The organism is Streptomyces sp. R33 (assembly GCF_041200175.1).
GTDB lineage: Bacteria > Actinomycetota > Actinomycetes > Streptomycetales > Streptomycetaceae > Streptomyces > Streptomyces katrae_B.
Genome location: NZ_CP165727.1, coordinates 593,792 through 610,570, shown reverse-complemented (window position 1 = coordinate 610,570; position 16,779 = coordinate 593,792). Strand labels below are relative to the sequence as shown.

Annotated in this window: 21 protein-coding genes and 1 pseudogene; 7 read left to right on the top strand and 15 right to left on the bottom strand. The window is 70.4% G+C overall.

Annotated features, from left to right (window positions below; genetic code table 11):
• Window positions 1-27: 27 nt before the first annotated feature.
• Both AB5J51_RS03165 and AB5J51_RS03160 read left to right on the top strand, forming a co-directional pair.
• Window positions 28-155 (top strand): annotated as a pseudogene (locus AB5J51_RS03165) (IS701 family transposase); the annotation flags it as partial.
• A gap of 96 nt (window positions 156-251) precedes the next feature.
• Window positions 252-1,016: an alpha/beta fold hydrolase gene (locus AB5J51_RS03160; protein WP_369780204.1), complete on the top strand. Its 765-nt coding sequence runs from the start codon at window positions 252-254 to the stop codon at window positions 1,014-1,016.
• Between the two features lie 271 nt (window positions 1,017-1,287).
• On the opposite strand, the gene AB5J51_RS03155 is transcribed toward AB5J51_RS03160, so the two are convergent.
• From AB5J51_RS03155 to rpmG, 6 genes are all read right to left on the bottom strand, one after another.
• Entirely contained in the window at window positions 1,288-1,914 is a 627-nt protein-coding gene (locus AB5J51_RS03155; RefSeq protein ID WP_369776734.1) for an ATP-binding protein, read from the bottom strand.
• A gap of 112 nt (window positions 1,915-2,026) precedes the next feature.
• Entirely contained in the window at window positions 2,027-2,440 is a 414-nt protein-coding gene (locus tag AB5J51_RS03150) for an SgcJ/EcaC family oxidoreductase (RefSeq protein WP_369776733.1), read from the bottom strand.
• 349 nt (window positions 2,441-2,789) lie between these two features.
• Entirely contained in the window at window positions 2,790-3,026 is a 237-nt protein-coding gene (rpsR, locus tag AB5J51_RS03145) for a 30S ribosomal protein S18 (RefSeq protein WP_053788000.1), read from the bottom strand.
• Between the two features lie 44 nt (window positions 3,027-3,070).
• Window positions 3,071-4,213: a GTP-binding protein gene (locus AB5J51_RS03140; RefSeq protein ID WP_053788001.1), complete on the bottom strand. Its 1,143-nt coding sequence runs from the start codon at window positions 4,211-4,213 to the stop codon at window positions 3,071-3,073.
• Window positions 4,210-4,458 (bottom strand): type B 50S ribosomal protein L31, encoded by a 249-nt coding sequence (locus AB5J51_RS03135; protein ID WP_369776731.1) that lies wholly within the window; start codon window positions 4,456-4,458, stop codon window positions 4,210-4,212. Before AB5J51_RS03135 ends, AB5J51_RS03140 begins: the two co-directional genes overlap by 4 nt.
• 29 nt (window positions 4,459-4,487) lie before the next feature.
• Window positions 4,488-4,652 carry a 50S ribosomal protein L33 gene (gene rpmG, locus AB5J51_RS03130; RefSeq protein ID WP_133895600.1) on the bottom strand — a complete coding sequence of 55 codons (165 nt, stop codon included), beginning with the start codon at window positions 4,650-4,652 and terminating at the stop codon, window positions 4,488-4,490.
• Window positions 4,653-4,721: 69 nt separating this feature from the next.
• Here rpmG and rpmB point away from each other — a divergent pair, with 69 nt between their 5' ends.
• Both rpmB and rpsN read left to right on the top strand, forming a co-directional pair.
• Window positions 4,722-4,958 (top strand): 50S ribosomal protein L28, encoded by a 237-nt coding sequence (rpmB, locus tag AB5J51_RS03125; RefSeq protein ID WP_369776729.1) that lies wholly within the window; start codon window positions 4,722-4,724, stop codon window positions 4,956-4,958.
• On the top strand, window positions 4,958-5,263 hold the full coding sequence (rpsN, locus tag AB5J51_RS03120) for a 30S ribosomal protein S14 (protein WP_369776728.1): 306 nt from the start codon (window positions 4,958-4,960) through the stop codon (window positions 5,261-5,263). Before rpmB ends, rpsN begins: the two co-directional genes overlap by 1 nt.
• Before the next feature lie 92 nt (window positions 5,264-5,355).
• Here the strand turns inward: rpsN and AB5J51_RS03115 are convergent, their stop codons facing one another.
• The 8 genes from AB5J51_RS03115 to AB5J51_RS03080 all read right to left on the bottom strand — a co-directional run bounded on the left by AB5J51_RS03115 (window position 5,356) and on the right by AB5J51_RS03080 (window position 13,237).
• Window positions 5,356-6,282, bottom strand: a complete 927-nt coding sequence (locus tag AB5J51_RS03115) for a formylglycine-generating enzyme family protein (RefSeq protein ID WP_369776727.1) — start codon at window positions 6,280-6,282, stop codon at window positions 5,356-5,358.
• 76 nt (window positions 6,283-6,358) lie between these two features.
• Entirely contained in the window at window positions 6,359-7,762 is a 1,404-nt protein-coding gene (locus AB5J51_RS03110; protein WP_369776726.1) for a sulfatase, read from the bottom strand.
• A 368-nt stretch (window positions 7,763-8,130) separates the two neighbouring features.
• The gene (locus tag AB5J51_RS03105; RefSeq protein WP_369776725.1) at window positions 8,131-9,027 is read right to left on the bottom strand and encodes an ABC transporter permease; all 897 of its coding nucleotides are present in this window, start codon (window positions 9,025-9,027) and stop codon (window positions 8,131-8,133) included.
• The gene (locus tag AB5J51_RS03100; protein WP_369776723.1) at window positions 9,014-9,811 is read right to left on the bottom strand and encodes an ABC transporter ATP-binding protein; all 798 of its coding nucleotides are present in this window, start codon (window positions 9,809-9,811) and stop codon (window positions 9,014-9,016) included. The genes AB5J51_RS03105 and AB5J51_RS03100 overlap by 14 nt, the downstream gene beginning before the upstream one ends.
• A gap of 25 nt (window positions 9,812-9,836) precedes the next feature.
• On the bottom strand, window positions 9,837-10,949 hold the full coding sequence (locus AB5J51_RS03095) for an aliphatic sulfonate ABC transporter substrate-binding protein (RefSeq protein WP_369776722.1): 1,113 nt from the start codon (window positions 10,947-10,949) through the stop codon (window positions 9,837-9,839).
• Between the two features lie 262 nt (window positions 10,950-11,211).
• A complete protein-coding gene (locus AB5J51_RS03090) occupies window positions 11,212-11,283 on the bottom strand; it encodes a putative leader peptide (protein WP_353962829.1) in 72 nt (23 codons plus the stop codon).
• A 162-nt stretch (window positions 11,284-11,445) separates the two neighbouring features.
• Window positions 11,446-11,904 carry an Rrf2 family transcriptional regulator gene (locus AB5J51_RS03085; protein WP_053787727.1) on the bottom strand — a complete coding sequence of 153 codons (459 nt, stop codon included), beginning with the start codon at window positions 11,902-11,904 and terminating at the stop codon, window positions 11,446-11,448.
• Window positions 11,905-12,034: 130 nt separating this feature from the next.
• Entirely contained in the window at window positions 12,035-13,237 is a 1,203-nt protein-coding gene (locus tag AB5J51_RS03080; RefSeq protein WP_369776721.1) for an acyl-CoA dehydrogenase, read from the bottom strand.
• 687 nt (window positions 13,238-13,924) lie between these two features.
• Between AB5J51_RS03080 and AB5J51_RS03075 the strand changes: the two genes are divergently transcribed.
• Entirely contained in the window at window positions 13,925-14,476 is a 552-nt protein-coding gene (locus tag AB5J51_RS03075; protein ID WP_369776720.1) for a winged helix-turn-helix domain-containing protein, read from the top strand.
• A 51-nt stretch (window positions 14,477-14,527) separates the two neighbouring features.
• On the opposite strand, the gene AB5J51_RS03070 is transcribed toward AB5J51_RS03075, so the two are convergent.
• Entirely contained in the window at window positions 14,528-15,097 is a 570-nt protein-coding gene (locus tag AB5J51_RS03070; RefSeq protein WP_136226238.1) for a helix-turn-helix domain-containing protein, read from the bottom strand.
• 136 nt (window positions 15,098-15,233) lie between these two features.
• Between AB5J51_RS03070 and AB5J51_RS03065 the strand changes: the two genes are divergently transcribed.
• Complete coding sequence (locus AB5J51_RS03065) at window positions 15,234-16,013, top strand: ABC transporter permease (protein WP_369776719.1); 780 nt, start codon at window positions 15,234-15,236, stop codon at window positions 16,011-16,013.
• Window positions 16,010-16,726: an ABC transporter ATP-binding protein gene (locus tag AB5J51_RS03060; RefSeq protein WP_369776718.1), complete on the top strand. Its 717-nt coding sequence runs from the start codon at window positions 16,010-16,012 to the stop codon at window positions 16,724-16,726. The genes AB5J51_RS03065 and AB5J51_RS03060 overlap by 4 nt, the downstream gene beginning before the upstream one ends.
• Window positions 16,727-16,779: the final 53 nt, after the last annotated feature.

Below are 16,779 nucleotides of genomic sequence, written 5' to 3'. Positions count from 1 at the left end.
CACGGCATACAGCATCTGCTGTGCCGTTACGCCGGCGCCCGGGGACACGCGGCGGTGGACCGGGAGCTGTACGTCCCGCGCTGCTGGACGCGCGCCCGGACCGCTGCCGGGCGGCAGGGCTCAACGAGGAAACCGTCTTCGCGACCAAGCCGGAGCCACGTCCTGGCGGTGGCCCGCTCGGCCAAAGCGTGCCGCATCCCAGACACGAAGGTCACGATCCACAGCTGGGGTACTGGCCTAGGGTCTGTCGCATGACTCTTGCTTACGATGCATCCGGAGACGGCCCCGCGCTGGTACTTCTGCACTCCGCGGTATGCGACCGGAGGATGTGGGACTCACAGTGGTCGGCACTGGTCGAGGCCGGATACCGGGTGGTGCGTTGCGACTTCCGGGGCTTTGGCCAGTCTCCCTTGCCGGACCGGCGCCACAACGATGCCGAAGATGTACTGGACCTGCTGGACTCCCTCGGCGTCGAGCAAGCGGCGCTGATCGCCTCCTCGTACGGTGGACGTGTTGCCGTGGAGATCGCCGCGCGCCGTCCGGACCGGGTCTCCGCCATGGTGCTGTTGGCTTCCGGGCTGCCCGGGCATGAACCCACCGATGAGCTGCGCGCGTTCGGCGAGCGGGAGGACTCGCTGCTCGAGGCGGGTGACATCGCGGGGGCGGTGGAGCTGAACGTGGACACATGGCTGGGGCCGGATGCCGAGGAGGCGGTCCGGGACGCGGTGCGTGAGATGCAGCGGCGTGCCTTCGAGGTGCAACTGGCCGCCCCCGAGGGAGCCGGGCGGAGTGGGGTGGAGATCGACCTGTCAGCGGTCAAGGCACCGTGTCTCGCTCTTTCGGGCGGCCTCGACCTGGCGGACTTCCGGCAGATCGCGGCCCGACTGCCGAGGCTGTTCCCCAACACCCGGCACATTGAACTGCCCTGGGCCGGCCATCTTCCCAGCCTGGAGCGGCCTGGCGCTGTGACGGACTTGCTGATCGGCTTCCTGCGCGAGACGGTTCCCGCCGGCTGAGCGGGCGCCGCCTGGCCAGGCTCATCGAGTTGTCGGTACGTCGGCTGTTCTGCGACAACAGCGGCTGCGCGCGGGTGACGTTCGCCCGAGCAGGCCGCTCGCGCGGTGGCCGGCTGGGGCTGTGCTGGGCATCGTGGTCAGCCGGATGGCGGTGCTGCGCGTGGTGATGGCGCTGCCCGCCGCCCGCTGCCCGCCGCCGACCACAGACCGCGTCGGTCGTCACAGCAAGCTGATCACTGTGGTGAGAGGCCGGTCACCATCGCCGAATCCGTCAGTCATTGCGCCGGTCATCCACCCGAACCTCCAGATGTGGCCAGACCGTGGCCAGGCGCGAAAGGTCGCGGGCCGCCGGCACGGTCACCGAACCCAACGACCCGTCCGGCCTGAAATGGACCAGCGTTCCGGTCGTGCCGTCGACCTCGACGGGCTCAAGATCGGTGACGGGGACGCCGTTTTCGTAGCGCTGAGTCCAGGCCCCGTTGAGGCGGCGGTTGGTGTGGGCGAGCCACTCGCTGAGCGCTGCAACCACGGACATGCCGCGCCGAGGATGGCCGTCAGGCAGCACCTCGACCCGCGGGAAATCGAAGAACCGGAGATCCTTCGTGGCCATGACCGGCTTCTTCACACTCCGGCCGTTCTCGTCCACCCGGGTGTCAGTGCCCCGTCCGTCATCCTGGACGGACACGGAACCGTCGGGATGGAGAACGACGACGCTGTGTCCCCCACCCTTGCTTGACGCTTCGTCGGCGGCATAGGCAAGTACCTCAAGGACGAGGTGCCAAGGTCCATCCGGAGCGAACTCCGCGGGACTGCGTCGGATCTGTGCCAGGTGATCCGCATCAATCACGCCGGACCAATCGTGCGTCGTGTTGACCCAGGAAGCCCTCGATATGTCCATCAGGCAAGTATCCCGCTGCTGAGACGTCCGCGTCTTCGGCATCTCGGTCGACTACGGCGAACCGCAATTCCGGGCTGCGCCACGACACGCTGCGACGGTCTTCCGGTACGCCCTAGCCGGCGACGACCCCCGTGTTCTGGCAGGCGGTCAGCAGCCAGCGGCCGTCGGCTTGCTTCGAGATCACGTACAGCGGGGCGCCCTCGCTCTCCTCGTCCGGTGCCAGGTAACGCTGTCGGACCTTGACCGCCGCGACGTCGGGACGAATGAAGAGCACGTGGGCCACCTCGTAGGTGACCTCGCCGTCCCAGCTCGCCGCGGGGAGGACCTTGCGGGTGAACTCCGCGATCGCGTCGAGGCCGATGAGGACCTTGCCGTGGGCGGTCGTCCAGATCGCGTCCGGGTGGAAGAGGCCGAGGAACTCCTCGGGGTCCTTGTTCTGCTGGGAGTGCTCGACGGTGGCGACGAGCCGCCTGATCGCTTCGATGTCTGCCGCGTGCGATGTGGATTCCGTGGTCATGTGGATCATCGTCACACCTCAGGCATGATTGAGGTCAAGCGTTTGTGATGGGGATTCTTGACAACGGCGGTGACCGCGCTTCCCTGATGACCGCGCCACAAGCCATCTGCTGTCCGGCTGGACCGGCGAAATGGAGTGCGACGCGCCTCAGCCGATCCACGGGTTCGCCCAGTTCATCGCCGTGCGGCTGGTCGGCCGAGCGGGGGGCCAGGGGCGCTGGCCCGCGCCGGCCGGCGGGAGGAGGCCCGGCTCGCCTTCGAGAAGGTGCTCACCTACGGCGGTCGACCGCACTGGGCTGACGCGGCATCGCAGCCGGGACGGCGGCCCGAAGACCGCCGACGCGCGCATCGGCCAAGCCTCACCTGCTCCCGTACGGGAGCAAGGCCATCTCGCGGGCGTTCTTGATCGCGGTGGCGAGCTGCCGCTGCTGCTGGGCGGTGACGCGGGTGACCCGACGGCTGCGGATCTTGCCGCGGTCGGAGACGAACTTCCGCAGGAGATCGGTGTCCTTGTAGTCGATGTACGTGATCTTTGACGCGTCCAGTGGGTTCGGGCGGGACTTGAGTGGCTTGTGGGGGGTCTGGCGGCGAGCCATGTGCGTTCCTCAGGGGGTGGTCGGGTTGTCGGGTTGCCGGTTGGTCAGGAGACGGGGTCGAGGAGGGGGCCGAAGGCGGCCGGGAGTCTGCGCCATGCCTCGGGTCCCGCCGCGTACTCGGCGTCGGTGAGGAGGCAGGACTCGAGGAGTCGCTCCAAGCCGTGGCGGTCGAGGCCGGGGGAGGTGAAGACGAGGTGCTGGCAGCAGTCGCCGTGTTCGGGATGCCAGTCGAGTGAGGCCGCCGCCCTGCGCATCGGGGGGACCAGTTCCCAGGCGGCGTCCGGCAGGGACGCCAGCCAGGGGCCGGCGTTCTCCACGCACAGGGCGCCACCCGCAGCGTCCCAGGCGAGCAGGGTGTCGGGGCGGTCGGCGAGCCAGAAACGGCCGCGGCTGCGGGCGGCTGCGCAACAGAGGTCTTCCAGCGCCTCGTAGAGGCGTTCGGGGTGAAAGGGCCGACGGCGGTGCCACACGAAGGTGGTGACTCCCGCCTCGTCGGCTTCCTGGGGGAGCAGCGCGCAGGCCGGGTGCTGGGCGGCGGCCGCCGTCTCCGCGTCGAAACCGGCGAAGGCCAGTCGGGCGAGTTCGCCGGACGAGGCGGGTACCTGCCGGGCGGTGGGATGGAGCTGGGTGAGGAGGGCCCGATCCTCCTCATCGGCCTCTTCGCTGTCGACGAGGGCGAGCACGGGTGCGTACTCCAGCTGCCGGGCCCAGGTGTCTCCGACGGTGCGCTGGTCGGTGGCGGCTGCCGCGAGGCCCACCTCTGCCAGGTCATCGCCGTTGACGAGGTACGGGAGTACGAGCGCGGGGTCGACCGCGGTGATCACGGCGGTGAGGTCGAGTACGCCGGCGCCGTGCGCGGTGACGACCTCGGCCGTCGCCTTGGGCTCCACGGAGTCCCAGAGCTCGACGACGGCCAGCCGGGTCAGGCCGCTGTCGGCCAGTCGTGCCAGTTCGGGGACGAGGTCCTCGCGCAGCGCGCAGCAGGCACAGTCGTTCACGAGGGGTGCCGTGCCCCGGGACAGCTCGCCCGAGGCGTCGCGCACCACGCGCCGCACTGTGCCCTGTGCTGCGGTGGACAGGTCGTGGTGGAGGGCGACGCTGTCGGGGACGGCGTGCAGCAGCCGGTCCACGACTTCCCTGCGGGCGTCGCAGTGGAGCCCGCCGACGATGACGACGGGCAGGGTCATGCCGCGCTCCCGTAGCGGCGCTGGAAGCGCTCGACGCGCCCGGCGGTGTCCAGGACGCGGGCGGTGCCGGTGTAGAAGGGGTGGCTCTGCGAGGAGATCTCCACGTCGATGACGGGGTAGGTGTTGCCGTCTTCCCACTCGACGGTGTTGGTACTGGTCGCCGTGGACCGGGTGAGGAAGGCGAAGCCGGCGGCCTTGTCGCGGAAGACGACGGGGCCGTAGGCGGGGTGGATTCCGGGCTTCATGACGGTGTCCTTCAGGCAGGGAGCGGGGGTCAGCGTTCTTCGCGGAAGTCGACGTGCCGGCGCACCACCGGGTCGAACTTGCGCAGCACCATGCGGTCCGGGTCGCTGCGCCGGTTCTTGCGGGTGACGTACGTGTAGCCGGTGCCCGCGGTGGAGCGCAGCTTGACGATCGGGCGTACCTCGTTGCGTGCCATGCCGCTACTATACGGGAATGGAAATCGTTTCCAATAACCGTTTCGGTTCAGAGAGAGGCAGGTACCACCGTGTCCGCCCATTGCCAGCTCACCGGCGCCCAGCCGGGCTTCGGCAACAACGTCTCCCACTCGCACCGGCGCACCTCCCGCCGCTTCGACCCCAACATCCAGGCCAAGCGCTACTGGCTGCCGAGTGAAGGCCGTCATGTCCGCCTGACGCTGAGCGCGAAGGCGATCAAGACCATCGACACCATCGGCATCGAGGCCGCGGTGGCCCGGATCCGCGCGCGCGGGGTGAAGGTCTGATGGCGAAGAAGAGCAAGATCGCGCAGAACGAGAAGCGCAAGGCGACCGTTGCGCGGTACGCAGCCCGGCGTGCCGAGTTGAGGGAAGCCCTGCGGCGGCCGTCGTCGACCGAGGCCGAACGGCGCGCGGCGCTGGAGGAACTGCGCAAGCAGCCCCGCAACGCGAGCGCCACCCGCGTGCGCAACCGGGACTGCGTCGACGGCCGGCCCCGCGGCCATCTGCGGAAGTTCGGCCTCTCCCGCGTCCGCATGCGAGAACAGGCGCACGCCGGCTTCCTCCCCGGAGTAACCAAGTCCTCCTGGTAGCGCCCGCACGTCCGGCGCCGGCGCGTGGCCCCGTCTCCCGTGGGATGCGGGGCCTTCGCGTTGTGTCCCCTGCCTCAATCGGCTTGAGGTCGTCAGGACTGCCGTGTCGGCCCGGCGGCCTTGCCACTGTCCGCGGCCACGCGGAAGCCGATGTTGCCGGTGGAGCTGTCGGGCGTGTTGGAGCTGCGGGCAGCGACGCGGTAGCGGTTGCAGTACGAGTCGTGGCAGAGGTACGAGCCGCCGCGCATCACACGGCTGGTTCCGGGCGCGAACCAGTCGGCGCACCACTCCCATACGTTGCCGACGACGTTGTAGAGCCCGAAGCCGTTGGGGCGGAAGGACTTCGCCGGTGCCGTGGCCTCGTAGCCGTCCTCCGCGGTGTTGCGGGTGGGGAAGTCGCCCTGCCAGATGTTGCACATGTGCCGGCCGCCGGGGGTGAGGTCGTCGCCCCACGGGTAGCGCCGCTGCTCGAGCCCGCCGCGGGCCGCGTACTCCCATTCGGCCTCGGTGGGCAGGCGGGTGCCGGACCACGCGCAGTACGCCTGCGCGTCGTTCCAGGAGACGTGGATGACGGGGTGGTTCTGGCGCGCGGTGACCGACGAACCGGTGCCCTCGGGGTGCCGCCAGCTCGCGCCGGGGACGGCCCGCCACCAGGGGACGGCCGCCACGTGCGCAGACATGGCGGCGACGTCTTCGGTCAGGAAGCCGCCGAAGACGAAGGAGAAGCCGAAGTGTTCGGCTTCGGTGACGTGGCCGGTGGCTTTGACGAAGGTGGCGAACTGGGCGTTGGTCACCGTCGTGGGCGCGATGCGGAAAGGGTCGACGGCGACCTCGCGTACCGGGCCTTCGCCGTCGGCCGGGAAGGAGTCCGGATCGTCGGTCCCCATGAGGAAGCGCCCGCCCGGCAGGTCGATCAGCCGGCGGGCGGCCCGCTCGCCGGCCGCGACAGGTGGCCGCGGCGCCAGGGAGAGCGCGACGGGGGCGGCGTCGCCGTGTCCGGGGGTGCAGCAGGAAAGCATGACGGCTCCGTCGGTATGAGGTGGGGGGGGGCGGGTGCCCCGCGGGTGATGCCGCGGGGCACCCGGCCGGGTACCGCTAGGCGGTGCGGTCGGCGGCGAGTTGCGCCGCCAGGGCGGGGATGCCCAGGTTCTGCTCGTCCGCCGGGGTGGCCTGGTACAGCTTGTTCGTCAGCTGGTACGGGTCGTCCGCCAGGTCGTAGTACTCGCGGAACTTCACCTGCCCCGTGCCGGACACGGTGCCGTTGCCGTCGGTGGTGAGGTCGTAGTACTCCGTGTACTGCTCGTTCTGGGACACGTACGAGGCCCAGGTGGGCGGGCCGCCCGCGGTCGTGCCCTGCTGCCACCACTCGACGAGCAGGTGGTCGCGGCTGTACGAGGAGAGCAAGGACCTGCCGTCCACCGAGTGGCCGGGCGTGATGCCGGCCGCGTCGAGGACCGTGGGGGCGATGTCGATGTTCGCGGTGATGCGGCTGTCGGTGGTTCCCGCGTCCAGGCCGCCGGCCGGCCAGGAGAGGTAGAACGGCACCTCGTGCGCAGGGCGGTAGGGCACCGACTTCTTGGTCCAACCGTGGTCGGCCCAGGTGAAACCGTTGTCGGCGATGTAGATGACCAGGGTGTTGTCGAGCTGTCCGAGCGCCTGGAGCTTGTTCTTGAACGCCTGGACCGTGTCGTCGACGGTGAGCAGCGTGCGCAGCTGTTCCTCGCGGACCTGCTTCCCGTCGGCCAGGGTCCCGGTCGCGTTCCGGATGTACGCCGGCTTGTCACTGCGGTCGTTCTCCGGGACGGAGGGCCTGCCGTTCCAGTCCGGGACGGCCGTGCCGGCGTACTTCGCCTCGGGGGTCCGCGGGCCGTGGGAGGCGTACGGGGTGACGTACGCGAACCAGGGCCGGGAGTCGGCGGCAGCCTTGTCGAGGAAGCTCAGCGTGCGGTTCTTGATGATGTTGGTCGTGTAGCCGTTGATCGTCTGAACCGTGCCGTTGACGTTCCACTGCGCGTCGACGTAGCCCGGCTGGAGCAGGGCGAATTCCTCGAAGTGCGGCGGATTGTCGGACAGCGTCCAGGAGTTGAGCCACTTGCCGAACAGGCCGGTGCGGTAGCCGGCCTCCTTCAGGTACCGGGGCAGCGTGGTGCCCTGGTCCAGCCGGTACGAGGCCTTGTTGTTGCGGACACCGTGGTGGTGGGCGTAGCGGCCGGTGAGGACCGACGACCGGGAGGGCGAGCAGAGCGGGGTGGTGACGTGCCCGTTGGTGAACTTGACGCCCTGGTCGGCCAGCCAGGCCGTGGTCTTCGGCAGCGCCCATTCGGTGTGCTTGGGCTGGTCGTCCGTGACGATGAGCAGGATGTTCGGACGGGTCGCGGCAGCGGCGGGAGGGGCGGCCGCCACCTGGGCGATCGCCGGAACCGCCGCGGCGGCCGCGGCGGCCGCCGTGCCGGCGAGGAATCCGCGGCGGCTCACCCGCGGTCTGCTGTTGTCGCTCATGGGATGTCTTCTCCTGGTTCCGCAGCTCGTACGGGTACGGCAGATCAACTGCCGTGAAGGGATGGAAGAGAGACGAGGATCAGGCATCGACCGGCCGGCCCCTTCGGGGTGGACCGGTGCGCAATGCCAGGTGGGGATCCCGTGCGAAGAGGCGACGTGTGGTTACCGTCGCGCCCGGGCGATCGGACACAGTGCGCTCGCCAGCCTGCCCAGATCGAACGGCTCTCCCGGGGTGACCCGGCCGTGCTCGTGCAGGCACCAGCACGGCCAGGCGCCGGGCTGCCGGTCGATGAGCTGCTCGCGGCGCAGCACCCTCCGGCGCCTGCCGGAGGGTGCTGCGGCCGGTCAGTGCCGAGCGCGACCGCTGATCAGCTCTTGACCAGCAGGCCGCGGCTGCGCAGTACGTACCGCTCGACCGGGCTGAAGATGAGCAGGTCGATGGCGATGCCGACGACGAGGATGAGGATGATGGCGAGGAAGACGCCGGGCAGGTCGATGTTGTTGCGGCCGTTCTCGAGGAGCTGGCCGAGGCCCAGGCCCAGGTCGGGGGAGCTGGCGATGATCTCGGCGGCCATCAGGGAGCGCCAGGAGAAGGCCCAGCCCTGCTTGAGGCCGGCGAGGTAGCCGGGGAGTGCGGCCGGCATGACCACGTGCCGGGCGCCGCTGAGGCCGGTGGCGCCCAGGGTGCGGCCGGCCCGCAGGAACAGCGGCGGGATCTGGTCGATGCCGGAGACGAGGCCGTTGGCGATGGACGGGACGGCGCCGAGCAGGATGACGGTGTACATCATCGCGTCGTTGAGTCCGAACCAGAGCACGGCCGGCGGCACCCAGGCGACCGAGGGCAGCGACTGCAGGCCCTGGAGGATCGGGCCGATCGCGGCGCGGACGAACTTCACCCGGGCGACCAGGAGTCCGAGGGGGGTGCCGATGGCCAGGGCCAGCAGGAAGCCGAGCAGACCGCGCGAGACGCTGGTCCAGATGACCTCCAGCAGCGTGCCCTTGAGCCACATCTCGGACAGGCTGTCCCACACCGAGGACAGTGCGGGGAGCTTGGTCTCGTCGGTGATCTTCAGCGAGACCAGGACCTGCCAGACCAGCAGGACCAGGCCGACGGCGAGGAACGGCGGCAGGACCTTCTTGACGAGGACCTCGCGGACCGGGGTGCGGTGGGTCTGGACGGCGTCGAGCGCGTCGAGGCCCGCCTCCAGGCCCGCCAGATCGTCATGCTTGGCCGTGGCCTTGGGTGTGGTGTCAGTGCTGGCCATGGCGGCGGATCTCCCCACGCAGGTGTTCGGTGATCTCAAGGGACAGTTCCGCGACGTCCGCGTCCTCGATGCGGCGCGGCTGCGGGATGCCCACGGTCCATTCCTTGGCGACCCGGCCGGGCCGTGAGGAGAGCAGGACCACGCGCTGGGCGAGGCGGACGGCCTCGCGGACGTTGTGCGTGACGAAGAGGACGGACACGTTTGTTTCGGCCCAGATGCGGGTGAGTTCGCCGTGCAGGACGTCCCGGGTGATGGCGTCGAGCGCCGCGAACGGTTCGTCCATCAGCAGGAGCCGGCTGTCCTGGGCCAGGGCCCGGGCCAGCGCGACGCGCTGGCGCATGCCGCCTGACAGCTCGTGGACCCGCTTGCCGTAGGCGCCGCCGAGCCGGACCAGCTCGAGCAACCGCTCGGCCTCCGGCTTGCGCTCGGCCTTGGCCACCCCGCGCAGGCGCAGGGCGAGTTCGATGTTCTTGCCCGCGGTGAGCCACGGGAAGAGGGCGTGCTCCTGGAACATGAGTGCCGGTCGGCCGGCCGTCTCGATCGTTCCGGCGGACGGCTTGTCGAGTCCGGCGACCAGGTTGAGCAGGGTGGACTTCCCGCACCCCGAGGCACCCAGGATGGTGACGAACTCGCCGGGCGCGACATCGAGGCTGATGTCGTCCAGGACGAGCTGCGATCCGGCCGGGCCGGAGAAGGACTTCGAGACGTGCGCGATGCGCGCGGCGTGCGACACAGCGGTGGTGTCCTCGGCAGCATGGGCAAGCGTGATGGCCATGGTCGTCACCTCCTGGGATTGCTGGAGTGCGGGCTTACTTGGCGCCGAGACCGGCGTCGGAGACCTCGGGCTTGCCGGCGGCCTTGAGGACCTTGTTCAGCAGCGTCAGGTCGTAGATCCCGGCGAGGTCGGGCTGTTCGATGAGCTTGGCCTTGACCGCCCAGTCGGACTCGGTCTTCAGTGTGGTGGCCAGCGGGTCGTCGGTGACGAGGATGCTCTTCCACGCCGGGTCGATGACCTTTGCGTCGAGGGGCTTGCCGCCCTCTGCCGCGAGCTTGGCGTTGGCGGAGGCCTTCGCCTTGTCGGGGTTGGCGTTGATCCACTCGTTCGTCTTCACCGTGCCGCGCAGCACGGCCTCGACCACGTCCGGGTGCTCCTTGAGGAACTTCTGGGACACGATGACGTTCGTGATCACGAACTTCTTGTCGGGCCACAGGTCGGTCTCGTCGAGGAGGACGGATCCGCCGTCGGAGACGAGCTTGGAGGCGGTGGGCTCCGGTACCCAGGCGCCGTCGATCGAACCCTGCTTGAAGGCGTCCGGGGTCACCTTGTTGTCCGTGCGGACGACGGAGACGTCACCCTTTCCGGACTCCGGGTCGACCGTCCAGCCCTTCTCCGCGATCCAGTTGAGGAACGCGACGTCCTGCGTGTTCCCCTTCTGCGGGGTGGCGATCTTCTTGCCCTTGAGGTCGTCCAGGGTCTTGATCTTGTCCGGGTTCACGACGAGCTTGACGCCGCCGGAGGCGGAGCCGGAGATGATCCGCAGGTTGGAGCCCTTGGACTTCACGTAGCCGTTGATCGACGGCGACGGGCCGATGAAGCCGATGTCGAGAGAGCCACCGTTCAGGGCCTCGATCTCGGACGGGCCGGCATTGAAGGACTGCGGCTTGATCGCGGTGGCGCCCAGCTCCTTGGCGATCAGGCCCTCCTGGAGGCCGACCAGGGCGGTGGCGTGCGTCAGATTCGGGAAGTACCCGATGCGGACCTCGGACGCCGAGAGCTTCTTGGCGTCGGCGGCGGGGGCGGCGGACGTCTTCGCGTCGTCCTTCTTGGCCTCGGAACCGTAGCCGCAGGCGGTGAGCAGGAGGGGAAGCGTCGCTGTGACGGCGATGGCGCGCAGGGTGGTGATCGGTCTTGCGGCAGACACGGAGGTGTCCTTTCACGGGATGGCGTTCAGGGGGATACGGAGATGGGCGACGCGAAGCAACGGCACACACGGCACCCGCTCCCGGCCGTTGCCGGCGGGATCGCGGCCGCAGACCGAGGAACGGAGAGGTGTGTGGTCGGACGACCGCGCTGGAAGGTGCGTGGTCAGTGAGGTCGGCCGAGGGGCCCGCCCGGCCGACGGAGAGCGAAGTGGGACGGCGCCCAGCAGTGCAGTACGTGCGGAGGCGACCCGGCGAAGGGTCTCAGCAGGGCTGACAGATGGCGCTGGACGTACGGACCAGGTCGATGTGTCGGCGGGAGGTCAGAGGCAGCATCCGGCCTGCGTGGTGCTCTGTTCGCACGGTGACCTCCCCGATTCCTAGTTTTCCCACCTGGTTGGTAGGCATCTTGGCAGAGGCGGAGACCCGCCCCAAGAGGCTGACCGCATCGTGGACGTCAAGATCTCGCGATGTGAGAACGTGCAGGTGGGGCGGGGGTCAGGGATTGGTCCAGGCCCCGGGGGTATCGGTCAGCGCCGATACGTCAGAGGGCAGGTCGGACGACGCGACGTCGGCGAGTGTCACGCCGTCGAGGATCTCGCGCACGTTGGCCCGCAGTGCGATCCACAGGGGGAGCAGCGACTCGGCGGGGCCGGTGTAGGACAGGTCCGGCGGGCGGACTCCGCGCACCGAGACGAGCGGTCCGTCCACGACGCGGATCACATCCGCGATGCTGATGGACCCGGCGGGCTTCGCCAGCCGGTAGCCGCCGTTGCCGCCGCGCTGGCTGAGCACGAGACCGCCTCGGCGCATGTCGTTCAGGATGCCCTCGAGGAACTTGTGGGGGATGTCCTGGGCGTCGGCGATGGCTTCGGCCTTCACCGGCCCGTCATCCTGTGCCGCGGCAAGCTGCAGTGCGGCACGTACCGCGTAGTCCGCCCTGGCTGAGATCCGCATAAGGTCATTATCCGGCATGGATTCGGCCGGCGTCGGTCGCGGGTGGCCGCAGGCTGCCGGGCGGGCGGCCGCGCCCGGCAGCCGGAGGGATCAGGTGGCGGATCCGCGTCCTGAAACGGTGCGCTGCGGGTCAGTGGAAGGCCGCAGCCACCGAGCGGTGGGAGCCGTTGAGGTAGTGCTCGCCGATGGAGCGCAGGCGGTGAGCGACCGGGCGGTGGGCCGTCAGGACGCGGGCGTTGCGCCAGAACCGGTCCAGCCCGGGGGCATCGGCGAGCTCGAGCACCCGGGCGGTGATGTGCAGGGTGGCCTTCGACATCACGGCCTCGGCCGTGGCGACCAGGGCGGCGACGCCCGCGGGTACCTCGGCATCGAGCTGCACGCCCGTGGCGAGGGCGTGCGCCATCACCTCCGTCGCCCGGTCTGCCACGGCGGTGGCCGTCTGAGCGGCAGAGGCGAGTTCCCCGTACGTCAGGAAGAGGTCCGGGTCCTCACCGGGCAGCCGGTGCGCGCGGCTGCCCCTGCTGAGGTCGCGTGCTTCGGTGAGGGCGCCCTCGGCGATGCCGAGGCCGACGTGGCACAGGGCGAGCCGGAGCGCCGGCTCCGCGAGCGCGGTGAAGGGCGCTGTCGACTCCTCGTCGTGCGGCCGGCGGCCCAGTACCTGCCCCGGCGTGATGGTGACCCTGTCCAGGACGACCTCGCCGGCGCCGGCGACCCGCTGCCCGAGGCGATCGTGGGCGGGTTCGACGGTCACGCCCTGTGCGCCGGGTGGCACGCGTACGACGAGGACGTCACCGGTTGCGGCGCAAACGGCGTCCACCACGATCTGGTCGGCTGCGGCCACCGCCGTGTCCACGGACCGGCGCCCGTTCAGCAGGTAGCCTGCGGCGCGCGGCCTCAGCGTGAGGTCCGGTCCCTCGGTGTCGCCGCCCGGGGCGGGAGTGCGGATCGCCCCGGTCCACAGCCATCGCTCGCGCACCGACTCCTCTTCGAGGGCGGTCGCGTGTTCGTGACTCGCGTAGAAGCGTCCGCTCCAGGCGTGTACGTAGTGGCGGGCGAGTACGTCGCCGACAGAGCTGTCCGCTGCGGCGATCTCCCGTATGACGGCGCATCCGGTACGCCAGTCCGCCCCGCGGCCGGGCCCGGGCGGGGTGAGGGCTGCCGGCAGGCCGGCTTCCCGCAGCCGGGCGGTCTCGTCGGTCGGCGGCTTGCCGGCCTGATCGCGGGCGATGGCGTCCGCGGCGAGGTCGTCCGCCACATCGCGGGCGATACGCAGGAGCGCGCGCCGCCGCTCGTCGGTGGATCGGTGGCCGGTGGGGCCGGGTGTCGTCCGCATGGGTGTCACCGGCAGGCCCCGGTGCCGCTGTGGGGCGCGGGGGCTGGGCGGCGGACAGCGGTGCCATGGGGGCTGGCGGTGGTCATGTCGGCTACTCCGGAACGTTGTTGGGAGGCGTCGGCCCGTTGCCGAATCCCCACCTTTCCCATCGGATTGATAGGGATACTTGCCCGAAGCGGCCTTCCGGGCAAGAGCGTGACCGTATCGTGGACAATTCGATCTCGGGATGAAAGACCCTGCAGGTCAGCGGTCGGCTTGCGGGGTTGGTCGCAGTCGACCCTCTGTCAGGGGGTGCGTGCCCTCCGGGGGTTCGCCCGAGGTTTCCTATGTAATCAGTAGGGAACTATTGACGCGTGCCCGCCGCGCACTTCACGATGTGGCCATGTCCCCGTCGCAGCCGTTGCTCGTACGCCGCAGGCACGTTGACTTCCGTCTCGTCGCCAGCGCCATCTGCCGACCCGTTTAGGGCTTCTTCGACAGGGCATTTCCTCGACGCGCGCCGGTGTGCCGGCTGCCGCTCCTCTCTGTGCTCCGCGCTCTCGTGACCCCGGCCCTTTGAGCCGTACGGTCCGCCCGGCGTGCGACGCGCCGACCTTCCCGGTCGGCTCCGTCACGGAGACCCCGAGCCCTGACGTGCCCGAACACCCGGCATCCGTACATCGATCCGCGCAGCCGAAGGGGCTCATCGTGACCACCGCAATTCCCGCACCCGTCCTCCGCCGTTCCCCGGCCCCGCGCCTCCAGCTGGTCGGCGACCGTCCGCCCGGTGTCTACGTCGACGGGAGCCATGGCGGCCGCGTCGGATACCTCGTGTTCCTGCCGGCGGACGTCGACCCGGTGGCGCTGATGAACGCGCACGGCATACGCCCGGAGATCCGTTCCCTCGAGCCCGGGACGCTTCCGGCTCCCGAGCCGGAACCGGCTCCGCACCCCGACGCCGTTCAGCGCGACGACGGCATCCGGGTCGACCGCGCACGTCGGCTGGTCGAGGTCGACGGCCGCGAACTCGAGCTCACCTACCTTGAGTTCGACCTATTGGCCCACCTCGTGTCCCATCCGTACACGGTCCACACGCGTGATGCCCTCATCTCGGGCATCTGGGGTTATGGGCACATCGGCGACGGCCGTACGGTCGACGTCCACGTAGCCCGACTGCGCCGCAAGCTCGGTCCCGCCTACCGGGACCGCATCTCCACCGTGCGCCGCGTCGGCTACAAGTACGTTCCCGACCACCAGTAGCCCCCGGGCCGGCCGGGGGCGGAACCCCTGCCGCCACCGGCGGTGGGTTCCTCAGGCGTTCGCGATGACCAGCAGGGTGCGGGCGGCGGCCGGGCCCGTCAGGCGGCAGCGGTGCGGGACTTCACCCCGGTGGTGGGCGCTCTGGCCGGCGCGCAGGGTCAGCGGTTCCTCGCCCTCGACCTCGAGGACGATCTCGCCCTCCAGTACGTAGAGGAAGTCCTCGCCGGGGTGCTCGAACCAGCCGCGCTCGCCCTGGCCGGGCTCGAAGTGGTGCTCGTAGGCCTCCATCAGCGCGCTGCGCCCGCCGGGGATGAGGACCTGGGCGATCTGCCCGGCGGCCTCGCTGACGCGGATCACCTGTGGGTCGCTCTCGTGGCTGACCGCACCCGGCCGGGCGGGCGGGCGCAGGAAGGTTCCCGGAGTGACGTCCAGCGCCTCCGCGATCCGGTAGATCGAGCTGAGACTGGGGGTGGCGAGGCCGCGTTCGAGCTGGCTGAGGAACGGCTGGGAGAGGCCGGAGAGCGTGGCGAGGACGGCCATGGAGACGCCGCGCTGTTTGCGGCAGCTCCGGATCACCCGTCCGACCTCGATCGCCTCGGGCGTGGGTTCAGGTCGAGACACGCACGTGAACGTACCTCATCACCGATCAAGCACCGGGGGCCCCGGCGAGGTTTCGTGCTGCCGCAACACTCCCGTCATAAGCGTGGTCAATTATTGACCTCACTTATGAACGAGGAACCGAACGAGGAGCCGCCCCGTGCACGCCACCCCTTCACCGCCCGGCCGCAGCATCGGCCGCCTCGGCCCGGCCCTGGGCGCGGCAGGCGCCGTGCTCGCGCTGTGGTGCCTGCTCGCGGGGTCCGGTGCGGTGGCCCCTGGGCTGCTGCCCACGCCCGGTGAGACCGCGGCCGCGCTCGCGGACAGCGCCCGCAGCGGCATCCTGGCCGCTGATCTCGGCGCCAGCCTGGCTCGCGCAGGGCAGGGTTTCGTGCTCGGCGCCCTCGTGGGCGGCGCGCTGGGCTTCGCCACCGGCTATCTGCCGAGGCTGTCCGCCGCCGTCACCCCGGTGATCTCCTTCCTGCGCCCGATCCCGGCCATCGCGCTGGTGCCGCTCGCGACCGCCTGGTTCGGCATCGGGGAGACCGCCAAGCGCCTGCTCATCGCGTACGCCGTGCTGCTCGCCGTCTGGCTGTACGTACACGACGGGGTGTCCCGGGTCCCGGCGTCCCATCTGCGGGCTGCCCGGTCGCTGGGGGCGCCGCTGCACCGGCGGTTCACCGAGGTGCTGCTGCCCGCCGCCGCGCCCGCACTGCTCGCCGCGTTGCGGTACGGGGCCTCGGTGGCGCTGCTCGCCCTGGTGGCGGCGGAACTGGGCGGCGCGGACAGCGGGCTGGCATACCGGCTCCAGGTGGACGGCCAGTTCCTGCGCGTGGACCGGATGTTCGCGGGGCTGCTCGTGCTCGGGCTGCTCGGCGTGGCCGTCGACCTCGTACTGGCCGCGGTCGGTCGCCGGTTCGTGCACTGGAGCGACTCATGAGCCTGGGAGTACGACTGGAGGGCCTGTCGGTCCACTACGGGGCTGGCCCGGTGCTGGAGCGAACGGATCTGGAGCTCCCGGCAGGCTCGTTCACGGCGCTGCTGGGGCCCAGCGGGTGCGGCAAGTCCTCGGTTCTCAACCTGGTGGCCGGCTTCGTGCGGCCCACCGAAGGGCGGGTGACGGCGGGTTCCGCTCCGGTGGGCGGCCCGGGCCCGGAGCGGGGCGTGGTCTTCCAGTACTACGCGCTGTTCCCCTGGCGCACCGCCCGCGGCAACGTCGAATTCGCGCTCAAGCGGCTCGGCCTGCCGCGTCCGGAGCGCCGCCGGCGCGCCCTCGCGGCACTGGCCGAGGTGGGCCTGGCGGACGGTGCCGAGAAGTACCCGGCGCAGCTGTCCGGCGGCATGCAGCAGCGCGTGGCACTGGCCCGCGCGCTGGCCGCCGAGCCCGAAGTGCTGCTGATGGACGAGCCGTTCGGTGCCTTGGACGCACTGACCCGGACCCGGATGCAGACCCTGCTGCGGGAGCTGTGGCAGCGCCGCGGAACCACCGTCCTGTTCGTCACGCACGACATCGACGAGGCACTGGCCCTCGCCGAACGGGTCGTCGTCCTCGGCGGGACTCCCGGGCGTGTGGTGGCCGACCACACCGTGCCCGCCGGGCCGCCCGACCCGGACCTGCGCTCATTGATCTCACGTCACCTCGGCTCCGACTGAAGCCCCCGAACTCCTCCCTGCTCCCACCTCCGTTCCCGGAAGGACCCCCACCC